29 protein-coding genes, 1 pseudogene and 3 riboswitches are annotated in these 22,603 nt (G+C 37.3%); of the genes and pseudogenes, 9 read left to right on the forward strand and 21 right to left on the reverse strand.

From position 1 onward, the window contains the following. Positions 1 to 59 precede the first annotated feature (59 nt). Positions 60 to 623: a copper resistance CopC family protein gene (locus B5473_RS16100; protein WP_079526974.1), complete on the forward strand. Its 564-nt coding sequence runs from the start codon at positions 60 to 62 to the stop codon at positions 621 to 623. Next, entirely contained in the window at positions 620 to 1,699 is a 1,080-nt protein-coding gene (locus tag B5473_RS16105; protein WP_079526976.1) for a copper resistance D family protein, read from the forward strand. Before B5473_RS16100 ends, B5473_RS16105 begins: the two co-directional genes overlap by 4 nt. A gap of 61 nt (positions 1,700 to 1,760) precedes the next feature. On the opposite strand, the gene B5473_RS16110 is transcribed toward B5473_RS16105, so the two are convergent. The 8 genes and pseudogenes from B5473_RS16110 to ribE all read right to left on the reverse strand — a co-directional run bounded on the left by B5473_RS16110 (position 1,761) and on the right by ribE (position 8,317). Then, on the reverse strand, positions 1,761 to 2,486 hold the full coding sequence (locus B5473_RS16110; protein ID WP_079526979.1) for a TspO/MBR family protein: 726 nt from the start codon (positions 2,484 to 2,486) through the stop codon (positions 1,761 to 1,763). Between the two features lie 111 nt (positions 2,487 to 2,597). Continuing rightward, a complete protein-coding gene (locus B5473_RS16115; protein ID WP_079526981.1) occupies positions 2,598 to 3,230 on the reverse strand; it encodes a LysE family translocator in 633 nt (210 codons plus the stop codon). A 326-nt stretch (positions 3,231 to 3,556) separates the two neighbouring features. Further along, the gene (locus B5473_RS16120; protein WP_079526983.1) at positions 3,557 to 4,753 is read right to left on the reverse strand and encodes a DUF2812 domain-containing protein; all 1,197 of its coding nucleotides are present in this window, start codon (positions 4,751 to 4,753) and stop codon (positions 3,557 to 3,559) included. A gap of 177 nt (positions 4,754 to 4,930) precedes the next feature. Beyond that, on the reverse strand, positions 4,931 to 6,127 hold the full coding sequence (locus B5473_RS16125; RefSeq protein ID WP_079526985.1) for a DUF2812 domain-containing protein: 1,197 nt from the start codon (positions 6,125 to 6,127) through the stop codon (positions 4,931 to 4,933). Next, a complete protein-coding gene (locus B5473_RS16130; RefSeq protein ID WP_079526987.1) occupies positions 6,120 to 6,437 on the reverse strand; it encodes a PadR family transcriptional regulator in 318 nt (105 codons plus the stop codon). The genes B5473_RS16125 and B5473_RS16130 overlap by 8 nt, the downstream gene beginning before the upstream one ends. A gap of 137 nt (positions 6,438 to 6,574) precedes the next feature. After that, a complete protein-coding gene (ribH, locus tag B5473_RS16135) occupies positions 6,575 to 7,039 on the reverse strand; it encodes a 6,7-dimethyl-8-ribityllumazine synthase (RefSeq protein WP_079526989.1) in 465 nt (154 codons plus the stop codon). 18 nt (positions 7,040 to 7,057) lie between these two features. Continuing rightward, positions 7,058 to 7,666, reverse strand: a pseudogene (gene ribB, locus B5473_RS16140) (3,4-dihydroxy-2-butanone-4-phosphate synthase); the annotation flags it as partial. A 15-nt stretch (positions 7,667 to 7,681) separates the two neighbouring features. After that, on the reverse strand, positions 7,682 to 8,317 hold the full coding sequence (gene ribE, locus B5473_RS16145) for a riboflavin synthase (RefSeq protein WP_079526993.1): 636 nt from the start codon (positions 8,315 to 8,317) through the stop codon (positions 7,682 to 7,684). A 120-nt stretch (positions 8,318 to 8,437) separates the two neighbouring features. Continuing rightward, positions 8,438 to 8,572: riboswitch (FMN riboswitch) on the reverse strand. Between the two features lie 99 nt (positions 8,573 to 8,671). Next, positions 8,672 to 8,808, reverse strand: a riboswitch (FMN riboswitch). 318 nt (positions 8,809 to 9,126) lie between these two features. Here ribE and B5473_RS16150 point away from each other — a divergent pair. The 5 genes from B5473_RS16150 to B5473_RS16170 all read left to right on the forward strand — a co-directional run bounded on the left by B5473_RS16150 (position 9,127) and on the right by B5473_RS16170 (position 11,305). After that, positions 9,127 to 9,810, forward strand: coding sequence for a VC0807 family protein (locus tag B5473_RS16150; protein ID WP_079526995.1), 684 nt, complete (start codon positions 9,127 to 9,129; stop codon positions 9,808 to 9,810). 110 nt (positions 9,811 to 9,920) lie between these two features. Beyond that, positions 9,921 to 10,301, forward strand: a complete 381-nt coding sequence (locus B5473_RS16155) for a group-specific protein (protein WP_254865352.1) — start codon at positions 9,921 to 9,923, stop codon at positions 10,299 to 10,301. Next, the gene (locus tag B5473_RS16160; RefSeq protein ID WP_439848479.1) at positions 10,285 to 10,824 is read left to right on the forward strand and encodes an RNA polymerase sigma factor; all 540 of its coding nucleotides are present in this window, start codon (positions 10,285 to 10,287) and stop codon (positions 10,822 to 10,824) included. Before B5473_RS16155 ends, B5473_RS16160 begins: the two co-directional genes overlap by 17 nt. Continuing rightward, positions 10,808 to 11,056, forward strand: coding sequence for a hypothetical protein (locus tag B5473_RS16165; protein WP_079526997.1), 249 nt, complete (start codon positions 10,808 to 10,810; stop codon positions 11,054 to 11,056). Before B5473_RS16160 ends, B5473_RS16165 begins: the two co-directional genes overlap by 17 nt. A 45-nt stretch (positions 11,057 to 11,101) precedes the next feature. Continuing rightward, the gene (locus B5473_RS16170; protein WP_079526999.1) at positions 11,102 to 11,305 is read left to right on the forward strand and encodes a transcription initiation factor TFIIIB; all 204 of its coding nucleotides are present in this window, start codon (positions 11,102 to 11,104) and stop codon (positions 11,303 to 11,305) included. A 78-nt stretch (positions 11,306 to 11,383) separates the two neighbouring features. Here the strand turns inward: B5473_RS16170 and B5473_RS16175 are convergent, their stop codons facing one another. The 6 genes from B5473_RS16175 to B5473_RS16200 all read right to left on the reverse strand — a co-directional run bounded on the left by B5473_RS16175 (position 11,384) and on the right by B5473_RS16200 (position 15,933). Beyond that, positions 11,384 to 11,563: a hypothetical protein gene (locus B5473_RS16175; protein WP_079527001.1), complete on the reverse strand. Its 180-nt coding sequence runs from the start codon at positions 11,561 to 11,563 to the stop codon at positions 11,384 to 11,386. An 11-nt stretch (positions 11,564 to 11,574) separates the two neighbouring features. Further along, the gene (gene metE, locus B5473_RS16180; RefSeq protein WP_079527003.1) at positions 11,575 to 13,845 is read right to left on the reverse strand and encodes a 5-methyltetrahydropteroyltriglutamate--homocysteine S-methyltransferase; all 2,271 of its coding nucleotides are present in this window, start codon (positions 13,843 to 13,845) and stop codon (positions 11,575 to 11,577) included. A 162-nt stretch (positions 13,846 to 14,007) separates the two neighbouring features. Beyond that, a riboswitch (cobalamin riboswitch) is annotated at positions 14,008 to 14,187 on the reverse strand. A 352-nt stretch (positions 14,188 to 14,539) separates the two neighbouring features. Further along, positions 14,540 to 15,151 carry an SCO family protein gene (locus B5473_RS16185; RefSeq protein WP_079527005.1) on the reverse strand — a complete coding sequence of 204 codons (612 nt, stop codon included), beginning with the start codon at positions 15,149 to 15,151 and terminating at the stop codon, positions 14,540 to 14,542. 106 nt (positions 15,152 to 15,257) lie between these two features. Then, on the reverse strand, positions 15,258 to 15,398 hold the full coding sequence (locus B5473_RS16190; protein WP_008403759.1) for a YvrJ family protein: 141 nt from the start codon (positions 15,396 to 15,398) through the stop codon (positions 15,258 to 15,260). Positions 15,399 to 15,461: 63 nt separating this feature from the next. Further along, positions 15,462 to 15,683 (reverse strand): DUF2922 domain-containing protein, encoded by a 222-nt coding sequence (locus B5473_RS16195; protein WP_079527007.1) that lies wholly within the window; start codon positions 15,681 to 15,683, stop codon positions 15,462 to 15,464. Between the two features lie 31 nt (positions 15,684 to 15,714). Next, complete coding sequence (locus B5473_RS16200; RefSeq protein WP_079527009.1) at positions 15,715 to 15,933, reverse strand: DUF1659 domain-containing protein; 219 nt, start codon at positions 15,931 to 15,933, stop codon at positions 15,715 to 15,717. Between the two features lie 164 nt (positions 15,934 to 16,097). Between B5473_RS16200 and B5473_RS16205 the strand changes: the two genes are divergently transcribed. Next, positions 16,098 to 16,532 (forward strand): DUF2621 domain-containing protein, encoded by a 435-nt coding sequence (locus tag B5473_RS16205; protein ID WP_079527011.1) that lies wholly within the window; start codon positions 16,098 to 16,100, stop codon positions 16,530 to 16,532. 50 nt (positions 16,533 to 16,582) lie between these two features. On the opposite strand, the gene B5473_RS16210 is transcribed toward B5473_RS16205, so the two are convergent. From B5473_RS16210 to B5473_RS16225, 4 genes are all read right to left on the reverse strand, one after another. Continuing rightward, positions 16,583 to 17,074, reverse strand: a complete 492-nt coding sequence (locus B5473_RS16210) for a CcdC family protein (RefSeq protein WP_079527013.1) — start codon at positions 17,072 to 17,074, stop codon at positions 16,583 to 16,585. Between the two features lie 124 nt (positions 17,075 to 17,198). Next, entirely contained in the window at positions 17,199 to 17,909 is a 711-nt protein-coding gene (locus tag B5473_RS16215; RefSeq protein WP_079527015.1) for a cytochrome c biogenesis CcdA family protein, read from the reverse strand. 214 nt (positions 17,910 to 18,123) lie between these two features. Beyond that, positions 18,124 to 18,501 carry a hypothetical protein gene (locus tag B5473_RS16220; protein ID WP_079527017.1) on the reverse strand — a complete coding sequence of 126 codons (378 nt, stop codon included), beginning with the start codon at positions 18,499 to 18,501 and terminating at the stop codon, positions 18,124 to 18,126. Positions 18,502 to 18,617: 116 nt separating this feature from the next. After that, entirely contained in the window at positions 18,618 to 19,247 is a 630-nt protein-coding gene (locus tag B5473_RS16225) for a hypothetical protein (protein WP_079527019.1), read from the reverse strand. 188 nt (positions 19,248 to 19,435) lie between these two features. Between B5473_RS16225 and B5473_RS16230 the strand changes: the two genes are divergently transcribed. After that, positions 19,436 to 19,792 (forward strand): hypothetical protein, encoded by a 357-nt coding sequence (locus B5473_RS16230; protein WP_079527021.1) that lies wholly within the window; start codon positions 19,436 to 19,438, stop codon positions 19,790 to 19,792. Positions 19,793 to 19,855: 63 nt separating this feature from the next. Here B5473_RS16230 and cbpA read toward each other — a convergent pair whose 3' ends face one another. From cbpA to B5473_RS16245, 3 genes are all read right to left on the reverse strand, one after another. Beyond that, a complete protein-coding gene (gene cbpA, locus B5473_RS16235) occupies positions 19,856 to 20,497 on the reverse strand; it encodes a cyclic di-AMP binding protein CbpA (RefSeq protein WP_079527023.1) in 642 nt (213 codons plus the stop codon). Positions 20,498 to 20,591: 94 nt separating this feature from the next. Continuing rightward, entirely contained in the window at positions 20,592 to 21,923 is a 1,332-nt protein-coding gene (locus tag B5473_RS16240) for a dehydrogenase (RefSeq protein WP_079527025.1), read from the reverse strand. Positions 21,924 to 21,938: 15 nt separating this feature from the next. Then, positions 21,939 to 22,562, reverse strand: coding sequence for a serine protease (locus B5473_RS16245; protein ID WP_079527027.1), 624 nt, complete (start codon positions 22,560 to 22,562; stop codon positions 21,939 to 21,941). Positions 22,563 to 22,603: the final 41 nt, after the last annotated feature.

Consider the following 22,603-nt stretch of genomic DNA (forward strand, 5'->3'; position numbering starts at 1 on the left):
ATTGTTCGGCTACAATATGATTTGAGTAAAAAAACATATGAAAGGAGAATCATATTAATATGAGAACAATATTATTATCGATTCTTGCTGCATTATTCATAGCAGTACCGAACGCAGCAGCACATACGTATTTAGACACAACTAACCCCGAGGATGGAGCAGTTGTAACTGAACCATTGCAGTCGATCGAACTTACATACGCCGGGAAAGTTGAAGTCGGCAGTACATTTAAAGTCATGTCGGGTAACGGCGATGAAATAGAAACAGTTTCGATGGATTTAGTCGATGGTGTATTAACAGGTACTTTTGATACTCCATTACCAAATGATGACTATACAGTTGAGTGGAATAGTATTAGTGCAGACGGCCACCCATTGTCAGGACAATTTTCCTTTACGGTTGATGCACCTGTAGCAGAAGAACCGGTCGAACAAGAAGTTACAGAAGATAATGAAGAGCAAGCGGAAGTAAACGAAACGGTTCAAAATGAAGCAGCTGAAACGACTGCGGCAGATGAGGAAGAAACATCAAACAATACATTACTATACATTGTTGGAGCCATTTTACTTCTTATTATAATAGTAAGTATTTTTACTATTGCTAGACGGAAAAATACAAAATGATGGCATTGACAATTTTCAGTCAATTTTTGCTCTATATTAGTTTAGCTCTTCTTATGGGGACATTTATCTTATACTGTGTCCCTGAAACAGTTCGTCCGAAAATTGATATTTCAGCCAAGTGGCTTATTGGTAATGCGGTCATATTGCCGGTTGTCACATTTGTACCGAATATTCAATTGCTGACAATTTTGACACCGCAGTTCGGCTTCGTCGAATCATTGGGCATGCTCCTTATGAAATTTAAAGTTGGTCATTCTTGGCTTGCGGTCACTGGCTTTACGATTATTTTGCTTATAATGATTCGCCAGTTTATGAAAAAACCTTCGAAGCTTATAGCGGTCATGTCAATTTTTATTTTAATCGCCTTTATGGCGGCAATTGGCTATATTAGTCATGCGAGTTCGATGACAGGCATTGTCGGATCGGTACTGGATTTTGTTCATCTCCTTGCTGTCAGTGTATGGCTCGGCATTTTAATTCTAATGAGCTTTTTCTCAAAAGATGCGCAAAACTGGGACGCCTTTTTGAAATGGTTCTCCCCTGTTGCGCTCGTAGCTTTTACGTCTGTTGCATTAACAGGTGTCCTTATGACTGACACAATCGTACCTGGCTATGTGACAAGCTGGTCGAGCAATTATGGACAGTTTTTATTCATTAAGCATGTTCTGCTCGTACCTTTGACTGTTATTATTTTAGCAAACAGTCTGCTCATTAAACTAAAAATGGACAAGCCATTATTTGAACCGCGTACGTGGGTAAGAATCGAAACAGTATTGCTCGTATTGATTTTATTCATCACCGCGCTCTATAGTGAACAACAGCCACCGAGTTTTTATGTGCAGGAAATCTCGCCGTTTTTTGAAATGTTCTACCGTAGCTCGATTGAAGCCGGCATGCGCGGATATTTACAAATGACGGGGATTGGGTTAGGATTTTTCCTGTTGACTGCATTGTTCATCGGTCTTGTCATCGTAAGTTATATTAAACAGCTGCCGGTCGTTGTATCGGCTGCCATGACTTTTGCGCTGGCATTATGTTTTTACATGGGCTTTATGTCGATAGTGTTTTTTAAATAACGTCATAAAATAAAGGGTTGTAGTAAAAGTCATTTCCGACTAATACTACAACCCTTATTCATTAGGCAAGCCTTTTTGTCTTCATACGCATATAGCGAATGAGCGCCGCAATAATTAATATTACTGTTAACGCAATTGTACCGTTCTGCATTGTTGGTTCATCTGTTTTTACAGCAATACCGATTAGTGCCCAAACGATGACGAGTGTAAAGAAAATATCTTTTGAAACAGCAACGGCCATATAACCGAGAATGACCGCAACCCCGACAAGTACGAGTGATCCGATCACCTCTGAAATCCCCAAATCGACTCCATGATGTTTTAACACATAGCTTACATTAGCGATTGTCGCGACGGATATCCATGCTAAGTAAAATGAAAACGGAAAACGTTCTGAAAGACCTTTTTCCGTGTTTTTATACTGCAGGTAAATCGCAATGAGTGTAAATAACAAAAAGGACATTACGATAATGGATAGTATAAACTGTTCATAATGCCAGCTGAACAGCCAAGCAATATTAAATATACAGCTAATGATAAATAAAATACCTACTTTTCCTTTGAAACGATTGTCTTTCACTTTGCGGTATATCGTAATCAGCCATATGACAAGCAGTACATAAATTAACGACCAAATGGAAAATACGTAGCCTGCTGGCGTAAATAATACTTCTAATCGATTCGTAATTTCTGATGCCGTTTGCCCGTTTAACGGCAGTGTATTGGATAGCGCATTTACTACGATTACAGCGATCATGGCTATCCACATTGTAATATACAAGCCCATTTCTCATCATCCTTTTTTCTAGAATTAGGGAACTATACCCTTCTTTAAAAAAGAATAAGCTGTAAATGAGCTATTGCGTTTAAAGATAATGTGGATTAAGCAAAGTTATTTTTAAGTCTGCTTTTCAAATGCAAGTTTGATTCCAAAACCGATAAGAACAGCTCCAGTCAACGTTTCGATTACGGATTGTGTAGCAGGTTTTTTCATAAAATTGCGGATTTTGTTTAATAAAAATACATAGAGCGCAAACCAAATAAATGTTAAGACAATATAGATGATCCCCATCGTCAAAAATGGCCAAAACGGTTCTGCGCCTTTTGATAGGAATTGCGGTAAAAATGTCAGGAAAAATACTGCTACTTTAGGGTTTGTAATATTCGTAATGAGTCCTTGCTTAAAATACGAATTGCCTTTAGCTTCAATTTCCGGAATGTCCGTCATTTCCTCTATATCTGCCTTTTTAGCACGCATGCTCATCAATGTTTTTATACCCAAATAGCATAAATAGGCTGCTCCAACGTACTTCAGCACTGTAAATGCCACGGCTGATTTCACGATAATCGCCGATAGCCCCGCAACTGCTGCAATTGTATGGACAGTTAATCCCGCGCAAGAGCCGACCATTGTTTGAAATCCGCCCTTTTGTCCATTAACAATCGTATTTTTCGTAACGATCGCTGTATCAGGACCCGGCAATACAATCAGAAGTACACACGCAATGATAAAGAACACAAGATTCTCCATTTACTCACCTTCATTTTCTGAATTTTTAAATATGGTAACATGTTCATCCAAATGAAGCTAGGGGAATTTTAAGTTTAATGGATTACTAGTGTGGCGTTACTTGTATGCATTCTGATGATATGACCGGTGACTGATTTTATTAGAAGAATTTTATATTTATTAGAAAACTTCAACAGGTTATTAGCATTTTCCGAATGTTTATTTGAACTTCTAAGAGCATTATTAGAACAATTGCCTTATATATTAGAAAACCGGCAACTTATTAGAAGATGTCAAATCGATATTAGATGATTTACATTTTTATTAGAATATTACTAGCGACTCCTTCAATCGTCAGCAAGCAATGCCATTTTCTCAGCAGCTTTCTCTATGATTACATCCTCTTCAACCTGACCCTTATAATTGATATACATGACGGATCGACCCTTTACAAAAAGGAAATCTTTATGGAAAGAATTATCCCGAATCAGCAGACGATCAAAAGCTGTGTGTTTTCTTTCTTTAAAACTTGCAGGTTCACTTCCATATGTATGCTTGATTATTAACTCATTAACTAATGAGCTAACATGGGAATGGAACCGCAGCTTATAAACTTCCGATGAGATTGATGGTTGATATGCATGATTTGGATCGTACCATTCCCCTTCCTGAATAACACCCATTTCTGTTGAATCATATTGTACAGAAGCAAAAATATTCCACTGTGATGAGTAGGTGCTTCCCAAATCCTCGCCTTCGAAGTAAAATGGCTTCCTTTTAAGATGCGGCTGATTTTCAATTGAAGCAAGACGGACAATTGGCAGCCCTGTATCTTCTTCTGGTAAAGAGCTTGTTTTCATACTCCAAATTTGGTAAATCGGTATAAACACAATAGTTAATGTAATTACTAATAATAAGAAATTGAAGATTATACTTGACCAGTAAAAGTTTTCCCATGGTTTTTGTTGATTGTCTAGTAGCCCAGCCTTAAGTTCATACCGCAAACGATTGATTCCAAATAAACTTTTACCTATCGGAATTATTTGTATGAAACTAACAAATAATACTAACAACGGGGTAAGTATATATCCATCTATCAGTTGCAAAACAGTAATATTTCCGTTTTCAATAGTTTTAACGAAGACCGTAGTGATTACAATAATTACAATTAAATTAACTATAAAATTAATTAATGCTTTATTAAAATCTTTTTTTGCTATTGAGATTTGCTCTTCTCGATCTATTGGAGGTTCAGTTGCTTTACGTTCAGTCGGTGCTGCAAATACGTGAAAATTGCGGTCACTCGCAATATAGTCCCAGCCGCTTTCTTCGTATAACTGAATTTTTTCATTCGATATATATTTATTTTTTGCCAGTTCCAGCCGGTAATCCATTCTTTTACGATCACCTTTTTTAAACTTGGCAAAATATGTGCCCATCTCATAAAAATGCAGCCCTTGCTCGGACATATCTGAAAACCAGCTTTCATGTTCCTTGATACGCCAATATTGGCCTGGCCTTATTCTTCGTACTATTTCTTTCATCGCTCTCCCTCCTCATATGTCTGACCTAACAATAGAATAGTAGGGAATGTTTGTAAATAAATAATTAGGACCATGAAACCATTCCCGCATTCCCTGACGCAATAAAAAAATTGAAATTATACACAGCAAAAAGGCAACCCCACCCTGCAGGATTGCCTTTTACACCGCCGCTCGGAACTAACTATCGGCAAGCAGCATTATTTTTTGAGCTGCATTTTCCACTATCACATCCATCTCTGCATATCCGTAATAACGTATATACATGACCACTTTATCTTTTGATGCAACTAATTGTTTCCAATCTTCATCCTCGCGAGTAATAAGATGATCAAAGCCAGGGTGTTTCCTTTCTATGAAACTTTCCCTTTCATCACCGTATGTATGCCACTCCATCAAGTCAGACAGCAATGGTTTAGCGAACGCCTGAAATGTTAAATTGTATATTTCAGTAGAAACGCTCGGTGAGTATGTACCACTTTTATCCAACCACATTTCATCCTTAATTATTCCATTTTCGTCCGTTTCAAACTGCACGGGTGCAAAGATACTCCAATTTGTTGTATAGCGGTTCGCCCAATCGACTTCATCTCTATAAGATTTATCCCTTGTTAGCTGTGGATTTTGTTCGATATCGGCTAAACGGACAAACGGCAAGTTTTCGTCATTCGTTGGCAGTGTATAGCTATCCATCTTTTTCAATTGGTAAAATGGCAGTAAGCCGCTTAAAAGAATAATTCCTATAAGGACAACCGAAATCGCACTATTTTTCCGCAAACTTTTTTTCCAGGGGGCGTGGTGATTGATGGCTTTGCCTTCTTTTAAACTTTCTTTCAATTCTTTAATCGCCAATATAGTTCGTATCGCGTAAAAAACATAGTGAATATAGACAAGTGTAAGGATACTTTGCTGAACGACATATCCCTCGACTAACCGTAAGACCGGTGTTCCATCCAAAAACCACATCGCCATAAGCATCCCCAGAATGAGGGCTATTCCTAGAGAAAAACATACTAAATTAAATACGAGTTTTTTACTTAGCCGCTGTAACGTAAATGCCTGTTCTGCAGGATCTGTATGGATTTCGGGTGCATTTTCTTCAGTTGGCGAAGAGAAAACATGAAACCATTGATAGCTTGTGACATACTTCCAGCCGTTTTCCTCGTACAGATCAATTTGCTCATAGGTAATTAATTTCCTGTCTGTCACTTCAATCCGGTATTCAATCCGCTTCGGCTCCCCTTTTTTAAAATGGGCTAAATTAGTTCCCATTTTATGAAGGTGGAGACCCTGTAACGACATATCCGAAAACCAGTTTTCGTGCTCTCCAATTCGCCAGTAGTTGGTTGGTCGTATTTTGCGCACTATTTTAGTCATCGTTTCCCTCCTCTAATATACTGCTGTCGAAAATTAGAGATTTTAGACGAGCATATTCTATTCTTAATGCATGCTCGCCTTCTTTCGTTATTTCATATATTTTTCTCCGCCCATCGTCTTTTGCCAAAGCGATTAACCCGTCTTTTTGCATTCGTGACAGGACGCCATATAACGTTCCGGGCCCCATTGTTAAACGGCCTTTTGATACTTCTGTAATGGATTGCATTAACTGATAACCATGATTTGGACGCATTAACGTCAATAATACGTAATACATTGCTTCAGTCATCGGTCCACCATTATAAGACATATTCATTCCTCCAACTATTATGTCACGCGATATATCGTATAACGTAATAGTAATCTACAGGAAATAATTTGTAAACTTGTTATTGAACGTAAAGAAAAAACCACTCCAAAATTTTGGAGTGGCGAACACTATTTTTATTAAAACATTTTATTCAAGTTTGCCATTTCAATTGCAGACATTGCGCTGTCGTAGCCTTTATTGCCTGCTTTCGTACCAGCACGTTCAATTGCCTGTTCGATATTTTCAGTTGTAACAATACCGAAAATTACCGGAACTCCAGTATCCAGGCCCGCTTTTGCAATTCCCTTTGCTGCTTCGTTACATACATAATCATAATGTGTTGTAGACCCGCGAATGACCGTACCTAAACCGATAACTGCATCATAATTATTTGTTTCAGCCATTTTTTTCGCTACAAACGGTACTTCAAAAGCACCTGGAACCCATGCTGTATCAATGTTTGCTTCGTCAACACCATGACGTTTTAAACCGTCAATTGCACCACTTAATAATTTATCATTAATAAATTCATTGAAACGCCCTACGACAATTCCGATTTTTAAATCTGTTCCGACTAATTGTGCTTCAAATGTTTTTCCCATTTTAATTGCTCCTTTTTATACCAATACGGTAGTTAATTTTATATATTGAACTAAGTCTTCGATTGTAATAAATTTCAGGTTATGTTTTTGTGCTATCTTTTCGAGCTGCGGCATGCGGGCCATTGAACCATCTTCGTTCATAATTTCACAGATGACTGCTACTTTATTCGAACCGCATAGCTTCGCCAGATCAACGCCTGCTTCCGTATGACCGCGGCGCTCCAACACGCCTCCCTGTTTTGCAATGAGCGGGAACACATGGCCCGGACGATGAAAATGCTCCGGTTTTGTTGCAGGATCCAGTAATGCTAACATTGTTTTAGAACGCTCAAATGCGCTTATACCTGTTGTTGTATGGATATGATCGATACTAATCGTAAAAGCAGTTTGATATGTATCGGTATTGCTTTGCACCATTGGATGAAGGGAAAGCTTTTCTGCAATTGCAGATGAAATCGGTGTGCAAATTAACCCTCTTCCATAAAGCGCCATGAAATTAATATTTTCCGGTGTAGCGAATTCTCCTAAAACTAGAAAATCTCCTTCATTTTCACGGTTCTCGTCATCAGACACAATAATAACCTCACCGTTTTTCAATGCATGAATTGCTTCTTCAATTGTATTCATTTTGTCACCACTCCTTTAAAATCCTGTACGTTGCAAAAAGTCCATAGTAATTGTACTTTCTGTTTGATTTTGTAAATGTTTTTTTACATATTTTCCGATTAGATCTGTTTCAATATTCACAACATCTCCCGGCTTTTTAGAGCCTAATACAGTCTGTTCATACGTATGAGGGATTAAGGAAATGGTAATGAATGTGTCTGTCACATCAAAAATTGTTAAACTCGTGCCGTCCACTGTAATTGAGCCTTTTTTAATACATTCAGCAATCAAATGCTTTTCCATCGCCAGATCAATATAAACTGCATTGGCGACGGGTCTTTTACGTTGAATTGTTGCAATTCCATCAACATGGCCCGAAACAATATGCCCGCCGAAACGACCATTCGCCGACATTGCCCGTTCCAGATTGACAGGCATACCTGCTGCTAATTGCTGGAGGCTCGTTGCTTTGACGGTTTCCGGCATAACATCCGCTAAAAATACGGATGGAGAGAATTGTTTCACTGTTAGACAGACACCGTTAACGGCAATGCTGTCCCCGAGTTGAACATCCTCTAGAATTTTGTTTGCGCGAATGGCTAGTTCCATCGCTTGTGTGGACTGGCTGATCGTTTCAACCGTCCCTAGTTCTTCAATGATTCCTGTAAACATCCTGCTCACCTCTTTTTAAAATTAAAAAAGAACCCCGATTGAATTCGGAGTTCGATGAGAGGAAAATTGAGCATCATCAAATAAGCTTTTTGAAGTTATTTTTCAAAAAACTACTGACATTGCTTCCTTCTCCCATCCAGACTATAACTGTCGGCTTTGGACTTGCACCAAATCCTGCACACAAAAGTGGCTCACGGGCTTAGAGTTAAACTCATCACCGTCGATTGGGAATTTCACCCGACCCCGAAGGAAATTATTTTTTTCAATAAAATAAAAAATCCCGTCACAAAGGCGCGACAGGAAAAGTGTATAGCAAAAAATCACATTTAAAATCAAATTTTTAAAAATGTGTTGCCATTCCTTCTCCCATCCAGACTATAACTGTCGGCTTTGGATTTGCACCAAAATCCTGCACACATAAAGTGGCTCACGGGCTTAGAGATAAACTCATCACCGTCGATTGGGAATTTCACCCGACCCCGAAGGAAATTATTTTATTTGAAAGTTATTGTAACATAAATATTTTAAAAAGCTAATAGTATTTTAGCACCTACTTACTTTTTGTTCACTCAATCCTTTTCCCTCTACCCCTCTATTAAATTAAAATTTTGAAACTTTACTAAAGGTAATACGTAGAAGAATATACATAATATTACAGTGAATAGAAAGGAGTTATTGCAAGCTGATTTTAAGTGTCTTTCATTTGCTTGGTTGCTTTTTTCAGGTTTTATTTCTATAAAATATAGCGTCGGATAATCTTCGATAATATAAAAAAACAAATACCTTTTTTAATGATAATGGAGGCTTTCATGGCGAATAATTCACAGTCGAATAAATATCTTATCTTACTAGATCTACTGTTTTATGCAGCTTTACCCTATGCAATATGGAAGTTTGGACGAGAGCCTTTTGGTGACTATGTCGCGATGCTGCTGTCCACTGTTCCCGGGATAATTTATACTGTTTACCGCTTTGCAAAAGATCGGCAGTTTAATGTGACGGGCTTGTTTATTTTAGGCTCGATGCTTATAGGTACTACGGTAGATTTATTGTCAGGTTCAGCAGAGCAAATGATTTGGAATAATGTTTATTTAGGACTTTTTTACACATTTCTCTATGTAATTTTATTTATTATAAAAAAGCCTTTTCCTTTGTATGTTGCAATTGATTTTGCGTATTTGCAAGGCTATGCACGAAAGGACAGTAAAACATTATTCTTTCAAAAGGGGATTTTCGGATGGTTTCAGCTGATCCAGCTTGTATTCATTGTTCGAGGACTTGTTATGGCAGGAATTACGGTCTTTCTGCTACGGAAATACGGAATTGACAGCTATGGGGATATGCTGATTTATAAAAGAGTAGCAAGTTGGGTGTTTTCCGGTATTTTAACGGGGATGTTCTTTTACATTAGTGTTGTTATACAGAAATATACGAAACGATTACAGGAAATGAATGAGCAAAAAATACAAGAACCGGAAATTGTTACGGAATAATTATTTTATAATTTTTTTGAACCTTTCTCACCTCCTGTTTGTATAGTCATTGAAAGCATAAAAAATTAATCGGAATAATTCAAAATTCAACGAGGTGAGGAGTAATGGATATGGGCACCGGTTTTAAAGTTTCGTTAATTGCTGTTGCGGTTGAGATGTTAGTTTTATTTTCAATTTTAATTCCTTTTTTCAGAAAACATATTGTAAGGGAAAACAAGAAGATCAATTATGCTAAGACAACTATCTTTTTGCGCTGGAATGTATTTGATGCAGTTACTTTAATTCTAGCTGTTTACACAATCGTCTGTGTGCAAGCTTTGAACATATTACTTTCATTTGGCAAAACAATTGTAAATCCTTATGTTCAGTTTTTTACAAACCAGGCGCAGGCATGGGTTATTGTAATGGTTGTTTATTTAGTTATGCGTATATCATTTGCACTAAAAAGTATTAAAGCCCGCTTTGGTGACATTTATGATGGCGAGCAATGAAGAGCTGATGACAGCTTTTCAAATTGGCGATAAAGAAGCATTGGCACAGCTTTACGCTCAATTGCAGGAGCCACTGTACTGTTTTTTGTACCGCTATACAAAAGATGAGCAATTGAGCGTTGATATTGTTCACGACAGCTTTGAAGTGCTGCAAACGAAAAAATTTCAGTATGATCAGCACCGAGGTAAGGTAAAGTCCTTCTTATTTCAGATTGCCTACCGTCTTATGATAAATAAGCTGAACCGACGTAAGCGATGGCAAACACTCATGCCATTTCTTGTACCCATTCAGAAAAAGACACTGCAAGCTGAGGACACACTGGTCATTCAACAGGCGATTTCCAACTTGCCGGATAAACAGCGAGCAGTAATTTTGCTTGCATTTTATGAAGATTTACCGCAGGAAGATATCTCCTTAATTTTAGATATCCCGGTCGGAACGGTGAAATCACGGCTGCATCATGCTATAAAGGCTTTAAAAGCCAAACTAAAGGAGGATTTCCACCATGAACGAGGAATTTAAAAAAGAAAAAGAGCTTACCAATATACTTGATTCTTATAAAATTGACATACCCGTAACAAAACTCGCGCAAAAACAGTCAACTTTTCAGAGGTTCATTCGCTACCTGGGTTCTCCAACAAAAGACCCTTTTGAAAAATGCACGAGTCAATCAAACGGATATTTATTTCTGAATATTTCCCCTGTAATTTGTGGTTTGTTTTTAGCGATCATACAAGTGTTTTTATTGAATTAACGCTCATATGTCAACCGGTAATAAAGAACTGAAGGAATGGTGAAAATGAATCAAACGCAAAATGTAAGTAATTGCCCAAAATGTGGTGCAACTGAATTAGGTAGAGGAAAACATAGCGGGTACAGTGTTATGTCACCTGTTAATAAATTAAGTTTAGGATGCAATATTGAGTACCTTATATGTACCGATTGCGGGTTTATTATTGAAGGCTATGTCGTAAAGCCCGAGAAATTTAAAGGGACTTTTTAATTCGATATCACGATTACAAATAGCCCATTGCATATTGCAATGGGCATTGTATTTTCTATTTGTTTATAAAAAATTCTTTCATCCTACTAACTCTGCTTTTACAAAATAATATGCTTTTTGAATCTCCTTTGCATCCGCTGGGTATGTCGCTATCAGCTCATCACGTAACTCTTTAAGGCTTTTTGAATAACTTTCTGTAAAGCCATTCATTATAGCTGTCAAAAACACAGGGTTGTAATTTCTTTTCATTCGTCTCATAGTAACCGCCCCTAATTCAACTGTTTTAGTCGCTCTTTTGCGGCCACCATATTTTTCAATGATGCAATGGTCTCTTGTTCCGTACGAGTTTTCAGGCCACAATCGGGATTGATCCAAAATTGTTCTTTTGCGATTACTTTTTTACTGTTTTCTATAATGGTTGCCATTTCTTCCACAGTTGGAATACGCGGGCTATGAATATCATATACACCTAAGCCAATTCCAAGTCCATATGGTGTTTCTTTTAGTACTTTTATCAGCTCACCGTGACTTCGTGACGTTTCAATTGAAATCACATCCGCATCCAATGATTCTATTACATCGATAAAATCGTTAAATTCACAATAACACATATGTGTATGAATCTGGGTCGTTTCACGCACACCGCTTGTCGCTAATTTAAATGCGGCTACACTCGCATCGATATAAGACTTATGCAGACTTTTACGTATTGGCATACCTTCTTTCAAGGCAGGTTCGTCTACTTGAATAATATTGATTCCCGCATTTTCAAGTGCCCTTACTTCTTCTCTCAGTGCCAAACCGATTTGATAAGCTACTTCTGAGCGTGCTAAATCATCTCTTACAAATGACCAGTTCAATATTGTAACGGGTCCCGTCAACATCCCTTTGACCGGCTTTTCCGTAAGTGATTGTGCTGCACTTACTTCCTTTACTGTCATAGGTTCTTTCCATTCAACATCTCCGTAAATAATTGGCGGTTTTACACAGCGCGATCCGTACGAAACTACCCATCCGTTTTTCGTAAACGCAAAGCCATTTAATTTTTCACCAAAAAATTCGACCATGTCTGTTCGCTCAAATTCTCCATGGACGAGAACATCTAGGCCAAGTTGCTCCTGAATCGAAATCCAACGTGCGGTTTCGTTCGCGTTGAATGCTTCATAATCTCTTGTTGTAATTTCTCCTTTACGCCATAAACTACGGTTTTTCTTAACTTCTGCGGATTGCGGGAAACTCCCGATTGTTGTTGTAGGATAGTCAGGTAACTGTAAAAAGGCACGTTGTAGCTTACTACGCTTGTTGTAGTTCTCTGCTCGTTTAAATGCTTCCGGTGTTAATGCGTTTACTTGTGCATGAATAGCTTCCTTTTGTCTTGATTCATGCAGTGACAAAGTGCGAATTGCTTTTTCGCTTTCTAAAAAAGCCTGGTTATGAGGAACTTCCAGGTGAAGTATCTTCCCTTTAATCATTTGCAGTTCCGTTATTTTTTCATTGGCGAATGCTAAAGCATTTTGCAGCTCTGGCATAATTCCATCCTCTCCCGCTGTTGTAACTGGCACATGCTGAAGGCTGCACGAGGTTTGTAGATGTATTGGTGAAAATGGTACATAGGAACGTATTTCCGCTACTAGTGCCAACTGCTTCTGCAAATCGGCTCTCCATATATCCCGACCATTAATAATTCCGGCATATAAAACTTTATCTTTCGGGAAAGCAAATTTTTTTAACGATGCTATATTTTCAATTTTCCCATGAACAAAGTCCAGTCCAAAGCCATCAACAGGCAAATTAATCAATGTTTCATAGTCGGATAACGCTTCAAAATATGTTGTGCAGATCGTTTCAACAGTCAGCCCTTTTAATACTTGATGATAGAAATGCTGAACTAATGCAATATCTTCGGAAGTAAGGTCTTTTGTAAGGCTTGGTTCTTCAAGCTGGATCGAAGTTGCACCGCTTGCTTCCAACGACTGAAGCAACTCTTTATACACATTCACCAGCTGCTGAATATAGTGTTGTTTTTGTGCGTCACCTACACCTTTTGTAAGTTTATAAAAGGTAAAAGGACCGATAATAGTCACACGAGGGATTGTGCCGAATACTTCGATTGCCTCCTGAATATATTTCGCGTAAACATTGTGTTGCAATGCCAGTTGCTGTCCCTCGTATTCCGGTACAATATAGTGATAATTCGTGTTGAACCATTTCGTCATTTCACATGCCACCACATTTTCAGCACCGCGCGCCATTGCAAAATACGCTGTTAAATGATGGTGAATGGATAGGTGATCGTATCTTGATGGAATCATATTAAACATAACGGCTAAGTCAAGCATGCGGTCATAATATGTAAAATCTCCTACTGTTAAAATATCCAGCCCTAAATCCTGTTGCTGCTGAAGTTGAGCGATACGTAAGTTTTTCATTTCCTGCTTATAACTTTCCAAAGTTAATCGTTCTTTCCAAAATGCCTCTGTTATACGCTTCCATTCACGATTCTGTCCAATATACGGGTAGCCAATTACTGCTGTTTTCATAAACAATTCCTCCTTAAATTTGTTACATAAAAACCAAAACCCCTCTTTCCAAATGAAAGAGGGGTGTGAATGTTTAAGAGATTGACAAAAGAAACCTTTGTTTTATCAAAGGATGTTGTCTCACTTTCGCACAAAATCACCACCTATTTCCACGTAGGTATTGGCGTGTACTAGTTTCCGGCAGGTCTCCTGGCTCATCATCAACGTTCTTGTGATCCTTCCCATCAATAGACAGTGGTTGAATATCACGAACTCCGATTTACAGTTGCGGGACAGCACCAGACTTTCACTGGTTTCCCTTTTCAGCTTGTTCTCACAAGCACCGTAACTTACACAGTATGTAATTTCGTATACTATATCATAGAATTTGAGTTTTGAAAATTCTTTTTATTTATTGCTTTCTCAATTTATGGATTGAAACAATTTCGGTTGATACCATTGTGCTTTTTATTAGAAGAAATTTATTTATATTAGCACTTTTGCAGGTGATATTAGAAAAGTTGGCGTGTTTATTAGCTAATCAGGAACTGATATTAGCATATCTCGCTTCTTTATTAGAAGATCCGCAACTTATTAGAAAATTTCCAGGTTTATTAGCACATTATAATTTTTATTAGAAAACTCCTCATTCCACAAAAAAACTTGCTTAAAAAGCAGCTATACTTTTTTCGCAAGTTAATCATACATTTCACTATTATTTTAGACGTTCGTCAATGAGTGCTTCCATATCACTAGCAATCGTTTCATATGGAACACCGTCTTCTCCCGTGCCATAACCTGAATAGTTTTTCACGGCGATTCCTTTTTCGTCAACTAGGAAAAATGTATCAGCGTGGATAACTTGGTCGTTTCCTTCAATTGACTGGACAGGTGTTTTAAATGAGTTTCTGCCAAATTGCTCGATAAATTTTTGATCGTACCCTGTCAGCATATGCCATTTTGATTCGTCTACCGGTGTATGGCGTGATAAATATTCCATCAAACGCTCCGGTGTGTCGTAGTCCGGATCTACTGAAAACGCGACAATTTTATAATCTTCCAGCCCTTTTTTCTCAAGGTGGTCCTGCACACGGGTCATATTCATTGTCATTGGCGAGCAAATGGTTGTACAGCTTGTAAAGATGAACATTGCCAGCCATGGTTCCCCTTTTAGGCTTTCCAATGTCACTTCATTGTTTCGGTGATCGGTCATCGTAAACCCGCTAATTTCAAAGTTGGTCGTCGGTTTAAACTGATAATTGCTGCATGCTGTAAGAACAGTTGCTGCCAAGAGCATAAGTGCGAATACTATTTTTTTCGTTTTCATTTCTCTCTCTCCACTCTTTGAACATTACTCTCATCTTACCCAATATTTAGTATATTCTCAATAGTTATCGGAAGAAAGGATGTGTGTCAACATTGTGAAGAGTTTTTCATGCTCTGTCTGCAGGATGATGTAAGGATACGAGTGCTGTATGAATCGCTTCAAGCTTTGTTTCTATCCGATACAGTAAATAAAATGATATAAAGATCGGAAATGTTACTTCCTGAAGAATCGCTATCCACTGGTCCATTAAAATCCCTCCTTTTTTCATTTGAAAAAGCCGGCAAAGCATCACACTTCACCGGCCTTGCTATTAGCTGTTCAGTTCAATCGCTGTGACATTACGCTCAACGATACGTGCTGATTTTTTCACATTGTACAAAAATCCGTCCTTCGAGAACACTGCCTGATCAATAATTGTTTGCATCGCAGCATTCACTTCAGCTTCCGTTAAATTCGGCTTCGGATCATTAATATTGATCGTCATCGTATTCCCTGCAATGTTGGCAAATGTTAATTGTAAAACTTGTGCCATGGAATCACCTCCATTTCATAGTTAAGGTTTATTAAGCTGTAACACTGTCTTTCTGCGTTTTCACAGATTCGATATAATCGTAATCTGTTAAGCCGACGATTGTTGTTGCAACAGTGTATAATTGCTGTGCTGTCGCATTTCTTTCCAAGTTACGGTATGTGGAACTTTTAATAATCGGCTCGTTAAATTCATCAAGGCCTGTCTGATAAAATACTGTCAATGTTGCAGATAAAAATCCGAATTCGTTCATGTTTATCACCTCCTTGCCCTATATATGTCATGATTTACCGAAAAAAGGGACAATTACGATGAAAAATTTTACAAAACCTTATATAATAGACAATAATGAGGTTTATCACCAGTAGTTTAGTAGAACAAATTTCAGAAACAATCTTTAGTAATGAGGTGAACATTGTGGGCTTAGATGGCTGGTTTTTATGGTTTATTCTATTTTGGGTTGTAGTATTGATTTCGCTTATGGGGATTGGCGGCTTTTTTATGTTCCGCAAGTTTTTGAAGGCCCTGCCGAAACAGGACGGAAAATCGGATCTAGATTGGCAAAACATATACTTAGATAAAACGCTTCATCTTTGGGGTGAAGATGAAAAACAATTACTTACCGAGCTTGTCAGTCCTGTACCAGAGCTATTCCGCCAAGTTGCCAAAGAAAAGATTGCCGGTAAAATCGGTGAAATTGCACTGAATGAGCGTGCCTCAAAAATTGACCTGGACTTAATTATTCGTGGCTATATTATTGCTTCGCCAAAACGCGACCATAAGTTTTTGCGTAAAAAACTCGATGAAATGAAAATTGATACGACGAATTATGATCATTTATTTGAGGCATAGACGAAAAAAGACTGTCTTTAAAAGTATAAAACTTTTAGAGACAGTCTTTTCTATGCGACAATATGCGATTTTTCAAGCTTCTTATATTTAATAAGCATACCGATTCGCCACGGCAAAATCATCGAGAATGCCAAGATGAAGAACATACCTGCAAGCTCACCGACATCGAATGTTTCGGCAAATATTAATTTCAGAATAATACGTAGTACTAATAATCCCACTAATATGAATGGAAATGCTTTAGATTGCTTCATATAAATTGCGCCGTCTCGCACTTCGAACTTCGACGTTAAGATTAATACAGATGAAAATAACAAGCCTAGCGCGGCCGCTTCTACTATTTGAATTGGCGCTACACGAAACTCCTCAAAAATAAACATCAGCGCGCCTGTTGACATCGCAAAAGGCGGAATGAGTATTTTTTTCGTGGAGACCGGCTTTTTTTGTGCACGCAGTCTTATGAACATTACGAAAGAGCCCATTATGACTGCCATAATCGTCGAACCAATTAATAAATAGTGAGAAGGTATACTGTCGAACATCATATTCCTCCTCTTGCATGAACGAATAATTATCGTGTAAACAAGATAACAGAATGGATCATGCACACTTTTTCACTTATGTTTCTACCCTTAGTATAGCACGGTCTTTATAAGCAGGGAACTGTTAGAATCCTTTAAAACCATCGAAAATCGGCAAGAGAATATTAATAATGTAAGTCAACCCGTCAAAGAATAATAAAATGCCGACTGCGATCATAATATAGCCGCCAACCACTATAATTTTTTGGCTATGCTTGCGAATCCAGTTCATTCGTGAAATGAAGAATGACAATGTAAAGAATGGTATTGCAAAACCTAAGTAGTATGCGACCATATACCACATTGCCGAATCGGGATTCGTTCCGCCAAGCGTAATAATTGCTGCCAGTATCGGACCTGTACAAGGTGTCCATCCCGCTGCAAAAGCAAGACCGATCAGCATCGAACCGAAATAACCGGATGGTCTGTTTTTGAACTGAAATTTGCGGTCTTTCATTAAAAAGTCAATCTGCAGAAGGCCGACAATCATTAAACCGAATGCGACAATTAAAATAGCGCCGACTTGACGCAGTAAATCCTGGTACTGGAAAAAGAAATCTTTCGCTAATGATGTTCCAAATCCGATAGCGATAAATATAATCGAAAACCCAAGCAGGAAAAATAAAGTATGTAAAATTGCGCGTTTTTGCATCATCCCTTTTTCGGTTTTCAGCTCATCGAGTGTCATACCGGTTATGTAGGATAAAAATGCAGGATAGAGCGGTAGCGTACATGGTGAAATAAAACTTAAAAACCCGGCACCGAACGCTAAAAGGATATTTAAATCTGTATTCATGCTGCTTCATTCTCCTTAACATTGATACCTTCATCGTACCAAATTTCCCCATACATTACTTGCTTTTTTAAATGAATATTTTTTGTCAGTGTTTTGGGAATAATGTGAAAGATAAATGTGCGAAAGTGCCGCGTTATTAGTATTTGAAAATAATTGCTCCTTTTTTATACATAGAAAGGCACTTTTGCACATTTGAGAAAGAAGGATGATTTTATTATCGAATCATATCAATAATAAAAAGACTGGAATAAATAACTGAGGTAAATAAGACTACTATGGAAATAGTAATGAGTTGGAATTTTATCGACCAGCGCCATACACATTCCTTAGGATAGCTTTTTTTCCATCGAAGTGCTGCTTTAAAGTTAATAAACCAGCAATGCAATGTTACAACGATGGAAGGTACTGTATACAAGGCAATTAACAACAAAGATTGCTGGAATACATTTGTCGTATATTTTCCGTAATTAATCATGAAGTATGGAAGTACGAACCAGAATACGGATGTGAAGACTAATACGACAGCCGCCAAAAAATGCAGCCATTTGTATTCGCTGTGTGTTTGCCTGTAATGTTTTAATGCTGCCTGCATGATCATCACCTACTTTTTTCACTTACTATTCCCACTTTTTGTCGAAAATGAAACCGGAAAAATGTAGTAAAATGAAAAAATTCTGCCTTTATCTATCAAGATTTAGGCAGAATTATTTATAATGACGATGTTAACTCGAATACTTCTCTGTTGGACCGTAAATTCCATTCAGGTTCGAAACGTTTGACAATCGAATTCTTCAGTTTATTCATCGCTTTTTCGTTCTCCATCGGATAGATTGCAAAATGCACATCGCTTGCCGGCAAAAGCTGTGTTATTTTCGCGTTCACATGGCAATGGGTAGACGTTCCATCCCGATAGCAACCTTTTGCATATATATTGCCAATATGCTGATTAAAGCGCTCTTTAAATGTTCTTGCACATACACCGCAAAATTTCAGTTCATTATTTGCAATAATCGTATAAACACCCCGTTGTTTCAATAAATTCTCATCACCGCTGACGACAAAACGGGAGTATATTAGATCACCGTAGTTATTCAAAAACTGCCTGTAAAAATGATTCCCGTCTTTTTTTAGCGCTTTTATCGCTGCACCGGCCGGCATATCCTTTAAGTGTTTTTGCTCGTTAACAAAGTCTTTTAAATGCTCATATTTCTTTTGTTTCGTAAGTTCACCAAGCGTTTTTTTATCAAAACTCTCATATAAGTCGGTAATTCCCTGTTCTAGTACAATTATCTCTATTTTAGTGAATTCTATTTTTTCCTCATTTATTTGGATAAACATTATAGTTCTCCTTTCAGCAAATCCCCTTTTTACATACATTTCGCTATAAATTGGCAAAACCCTCTTAATTTTTTCGATTTCTGTATTAGTACACAATTAAATCAACTGATTCATTGAGATTAGTTTCTCTATAAACTATCATTTATATTAACCAATCAATTTAGCTAAGAGGAAGAAGTGAGTGCTCTATGAACGTTAAACAACTAAACGAACTGCTTTATAAAAATAGACCAACAGTTGGATCTACCGGCCATTGTGATTGCAAGGATTGTATGTTTTATGCGGAAACAATTAAGATAAATGAATTTGTAGAAAATTTTCTGAATGAGATAGGACTTCATCCATTAAAAGCCGATGAAGTTTGGTGCTATAAAGAAGGAGATGGGTTTAAATACTATTTAGTAGATTTTTTCGAGGTAGTTGCAAAGAAGGAACAAGTTCTAAGTTTCGACAACGGAAAATTGATAATAACTTCGAATCCGTATGCAGAAAACAGACTGTATAGACATGCATTAAGTATTGATATAAGATTACAAAAAATTTAGTATTAATTTTATTTTATTGCAGTAGAAAAAGCGATTCGCTCTATTGAACGAATCGCTTTATAACTAAAAGTTTTCTTTATCAAATACTTCCAAATCAATAATGCGGGCACCTTGTTTTAAGATGGCTGCCTCCAGCTCGTCCACTGTTGATTGTTTCGCACCTTTTGCAAGCGTAATAACCACTCGACGCAAATAAGTCGTATCATCATCAAGAGAGAACACACAATGCAGTGGCCACACCTTTTTAACCGCAGTCAGGACTCTAATTAAAATGCCGTCCGTGTCAGGCAATGCAATTGTAATGGCACAGCTTCCTGTACGGTAGCCCCACGCCTCTTCCAGCAGCTCAAATACTTTCGAATGAGGTAAAATGCCGGCAAAATTCCCTTTCGTATCAACAACGGCCAAATAAGGCAATTGTTTAATTGAATGGAATACTTCAAAAAATGAACTGTTTTCGTGGACGAATGCATCCGGTTCTTGAGTAAGTGCTTTAACCGGGGCTTTCATGTCGCCTTCTTTTAATTTATATTCGAGTACTTCGACTTTATAAATATTTCCGACGAATTTTTCACCCGCTTCGTCCAATACCGGGATGCATCTGTAGCCGTTGTCATTTAACTGACCGAGTACGTCTTTGATAGGATCCGTCTCTTTCACATAACTTACATCTTTTTTCTTTACATATCTTTGTTTCACTAACATGGCATTACCTCCTTGATGTACTACTCTTATTTTATAGGTAGTCATTCAAATACGAAAGTAATTTTTAGAATATTTCGTATTTTACAGTTAAATCTTATTTGTAAATTTCATAATAAATATACGCATACGCTAAATCGAGGCATTTTTGGTAGCTCGGTAATTTGTTTTCTTTATTATTTACCGATGCAAAATAGATGGCCTCCAGCACGCTTTCGTTTTTCGGGTAATGTTCACGGATTTTATAGAAAACCTTTGCGCACAATGTATCGGTACATTCTTCTGATAGCTGAATAATATAGCCGATTGTTGATTCATCAAGGCGCGTACTCGTAATGATGACCTCTTTCATCTCTTCCATCATTTCTTCATTGATTAAATGGATTATTTCATTTAACTTCTCTTTTTCATTCTCCACCACTTTACAATCAACTAGCACGAGCGTATACCCCGTATCTTTTGTCGATTTTAATAGATATGTACCCGCGAGCTGAAACTGCTGTAATGGCGATATAAAACTTTTGTCCAATTCAAATTCGTTGGTTGTTGACGTTTTAATATATTTTTCCATATAGCGTTTATCTGTTTCAATTTTGCGGTAAAAACGCGCTTGGTACTGCTCCATCTTTTTTAGAAGAGTTTCTTCATTTATCAGCTTATATGATTGGGTAATAAACTTATAGCATTCCTGCACTAAATCTTTATGGCTGTTAGCTTTCATACACAGAAGGAGCACCTCATGAAGTACTTCTATTGCACATTCATATCGGCCATTTTCAAAAAGAAACTTCCCTCTAAGTACACGGACATGCAAATCTATACGGGAAAACTTTTCAAACGGGTACTCTTTAAAATAGTCATTAAATAACTTTTTTGCATACTCCACTTTCCCTATCTGCAGGGACAATTCAATATGAGTGATAAAACGGACGAGCATGAACCTTTCATCTTCCGGGTTTCCCATCTTTAAAAAGACAGCTGGAATCTTACTAATATCCCAAAAGATATCCTTTGGTAATTCATCCATTTGTGTTGCATAATAATTATTCATTGCAACTGACAGTAATGAGAGATTTTCATCTTCCAATGCGAAACTGCTCGCAAGTCGGTAGTATTTTTTTGCCTGTTCAAAATCAATACTGAAATAATAGCAATGTCCAATGACCAAATAGAGGCTTGCTAAACACCCTTTAAGATTTTGTTTGATATGCTGTTCTGCGTCCAATAACAATTGCAAAATCTTTAAATTGCTATTGGATAAAATAAAAGGCTCACTATCAAATCGAAGAAAGTCCTTCACCTTTTCGATATTTCCCTCTTCTACTAATGATTCAAACATTGCTGTATATGCCTCATAATGTGCATCGATTGATGAAAATGTTTGTGAACGATAATGGTCAAGCTGCAATGACTTAAGTTGCTTCCCCATCGTTTTATTCACCTCCTAATTTTTCAAAGATAACGGTTCGTACAGCTCTCGTTTAATAATTGAAAATTGGTCCATAAAACGAATGACTTTTTGTTTACTGTCAGCATATTTCGTTTCGTTGTCTGCCAGGTAATCACGCAAACTTTTTATAATTGTTGTTTCGATTTGGACGAGTTTTTTGGGGTAATGTTCGTATTCATAAAAGCGGCCATTAAATAATTGCTTAGAACTGTTTTCAAACTTCATATATAGATCATATTGTTCTTTTGGTAATGTTTCGAGTACTTCACGCAAATAATCTAAAAATAGATTGACGGTCATTACCGAAGCCATTAATGCTTTAGTAAATGATCCGACTGTTGCTTTTTTCAGTCGTTTAAATTTTGTACTGATAAGTACTTCATTCAATATAAAATTACGAAGCAGAAAAATGAGCGCATGCTCTGAATTGATGACCGGCTCTTCTTCAAAATAAAAGTAAACCCAAACATCGCTTACATTGTATTTTGCGAAAGATAAATGTGCAAAGTCATGGCGGATTAAATGGAAAAAGTAGTCGTAATGTTCAAGCTGTTTAAATTGTTCGAGTTGCTGTTCATTTAAAATAAACAAAGAATTCGATGTATCAAAATCTTTCATCTTTACACCTCTTTCTCGACATTTACTACCATTATAATAGT

It is taken from the genome of Solibacillus isronensis (assembly GCF_900168685.1).
In the GTDB taxonomy this organism is placed as follows: domain Bacteria; phylum Bacillota; class Bacilli; order Bacillales_A; family Planococcaceae; genus Solibacillus; species Solibacillus isronensis_A.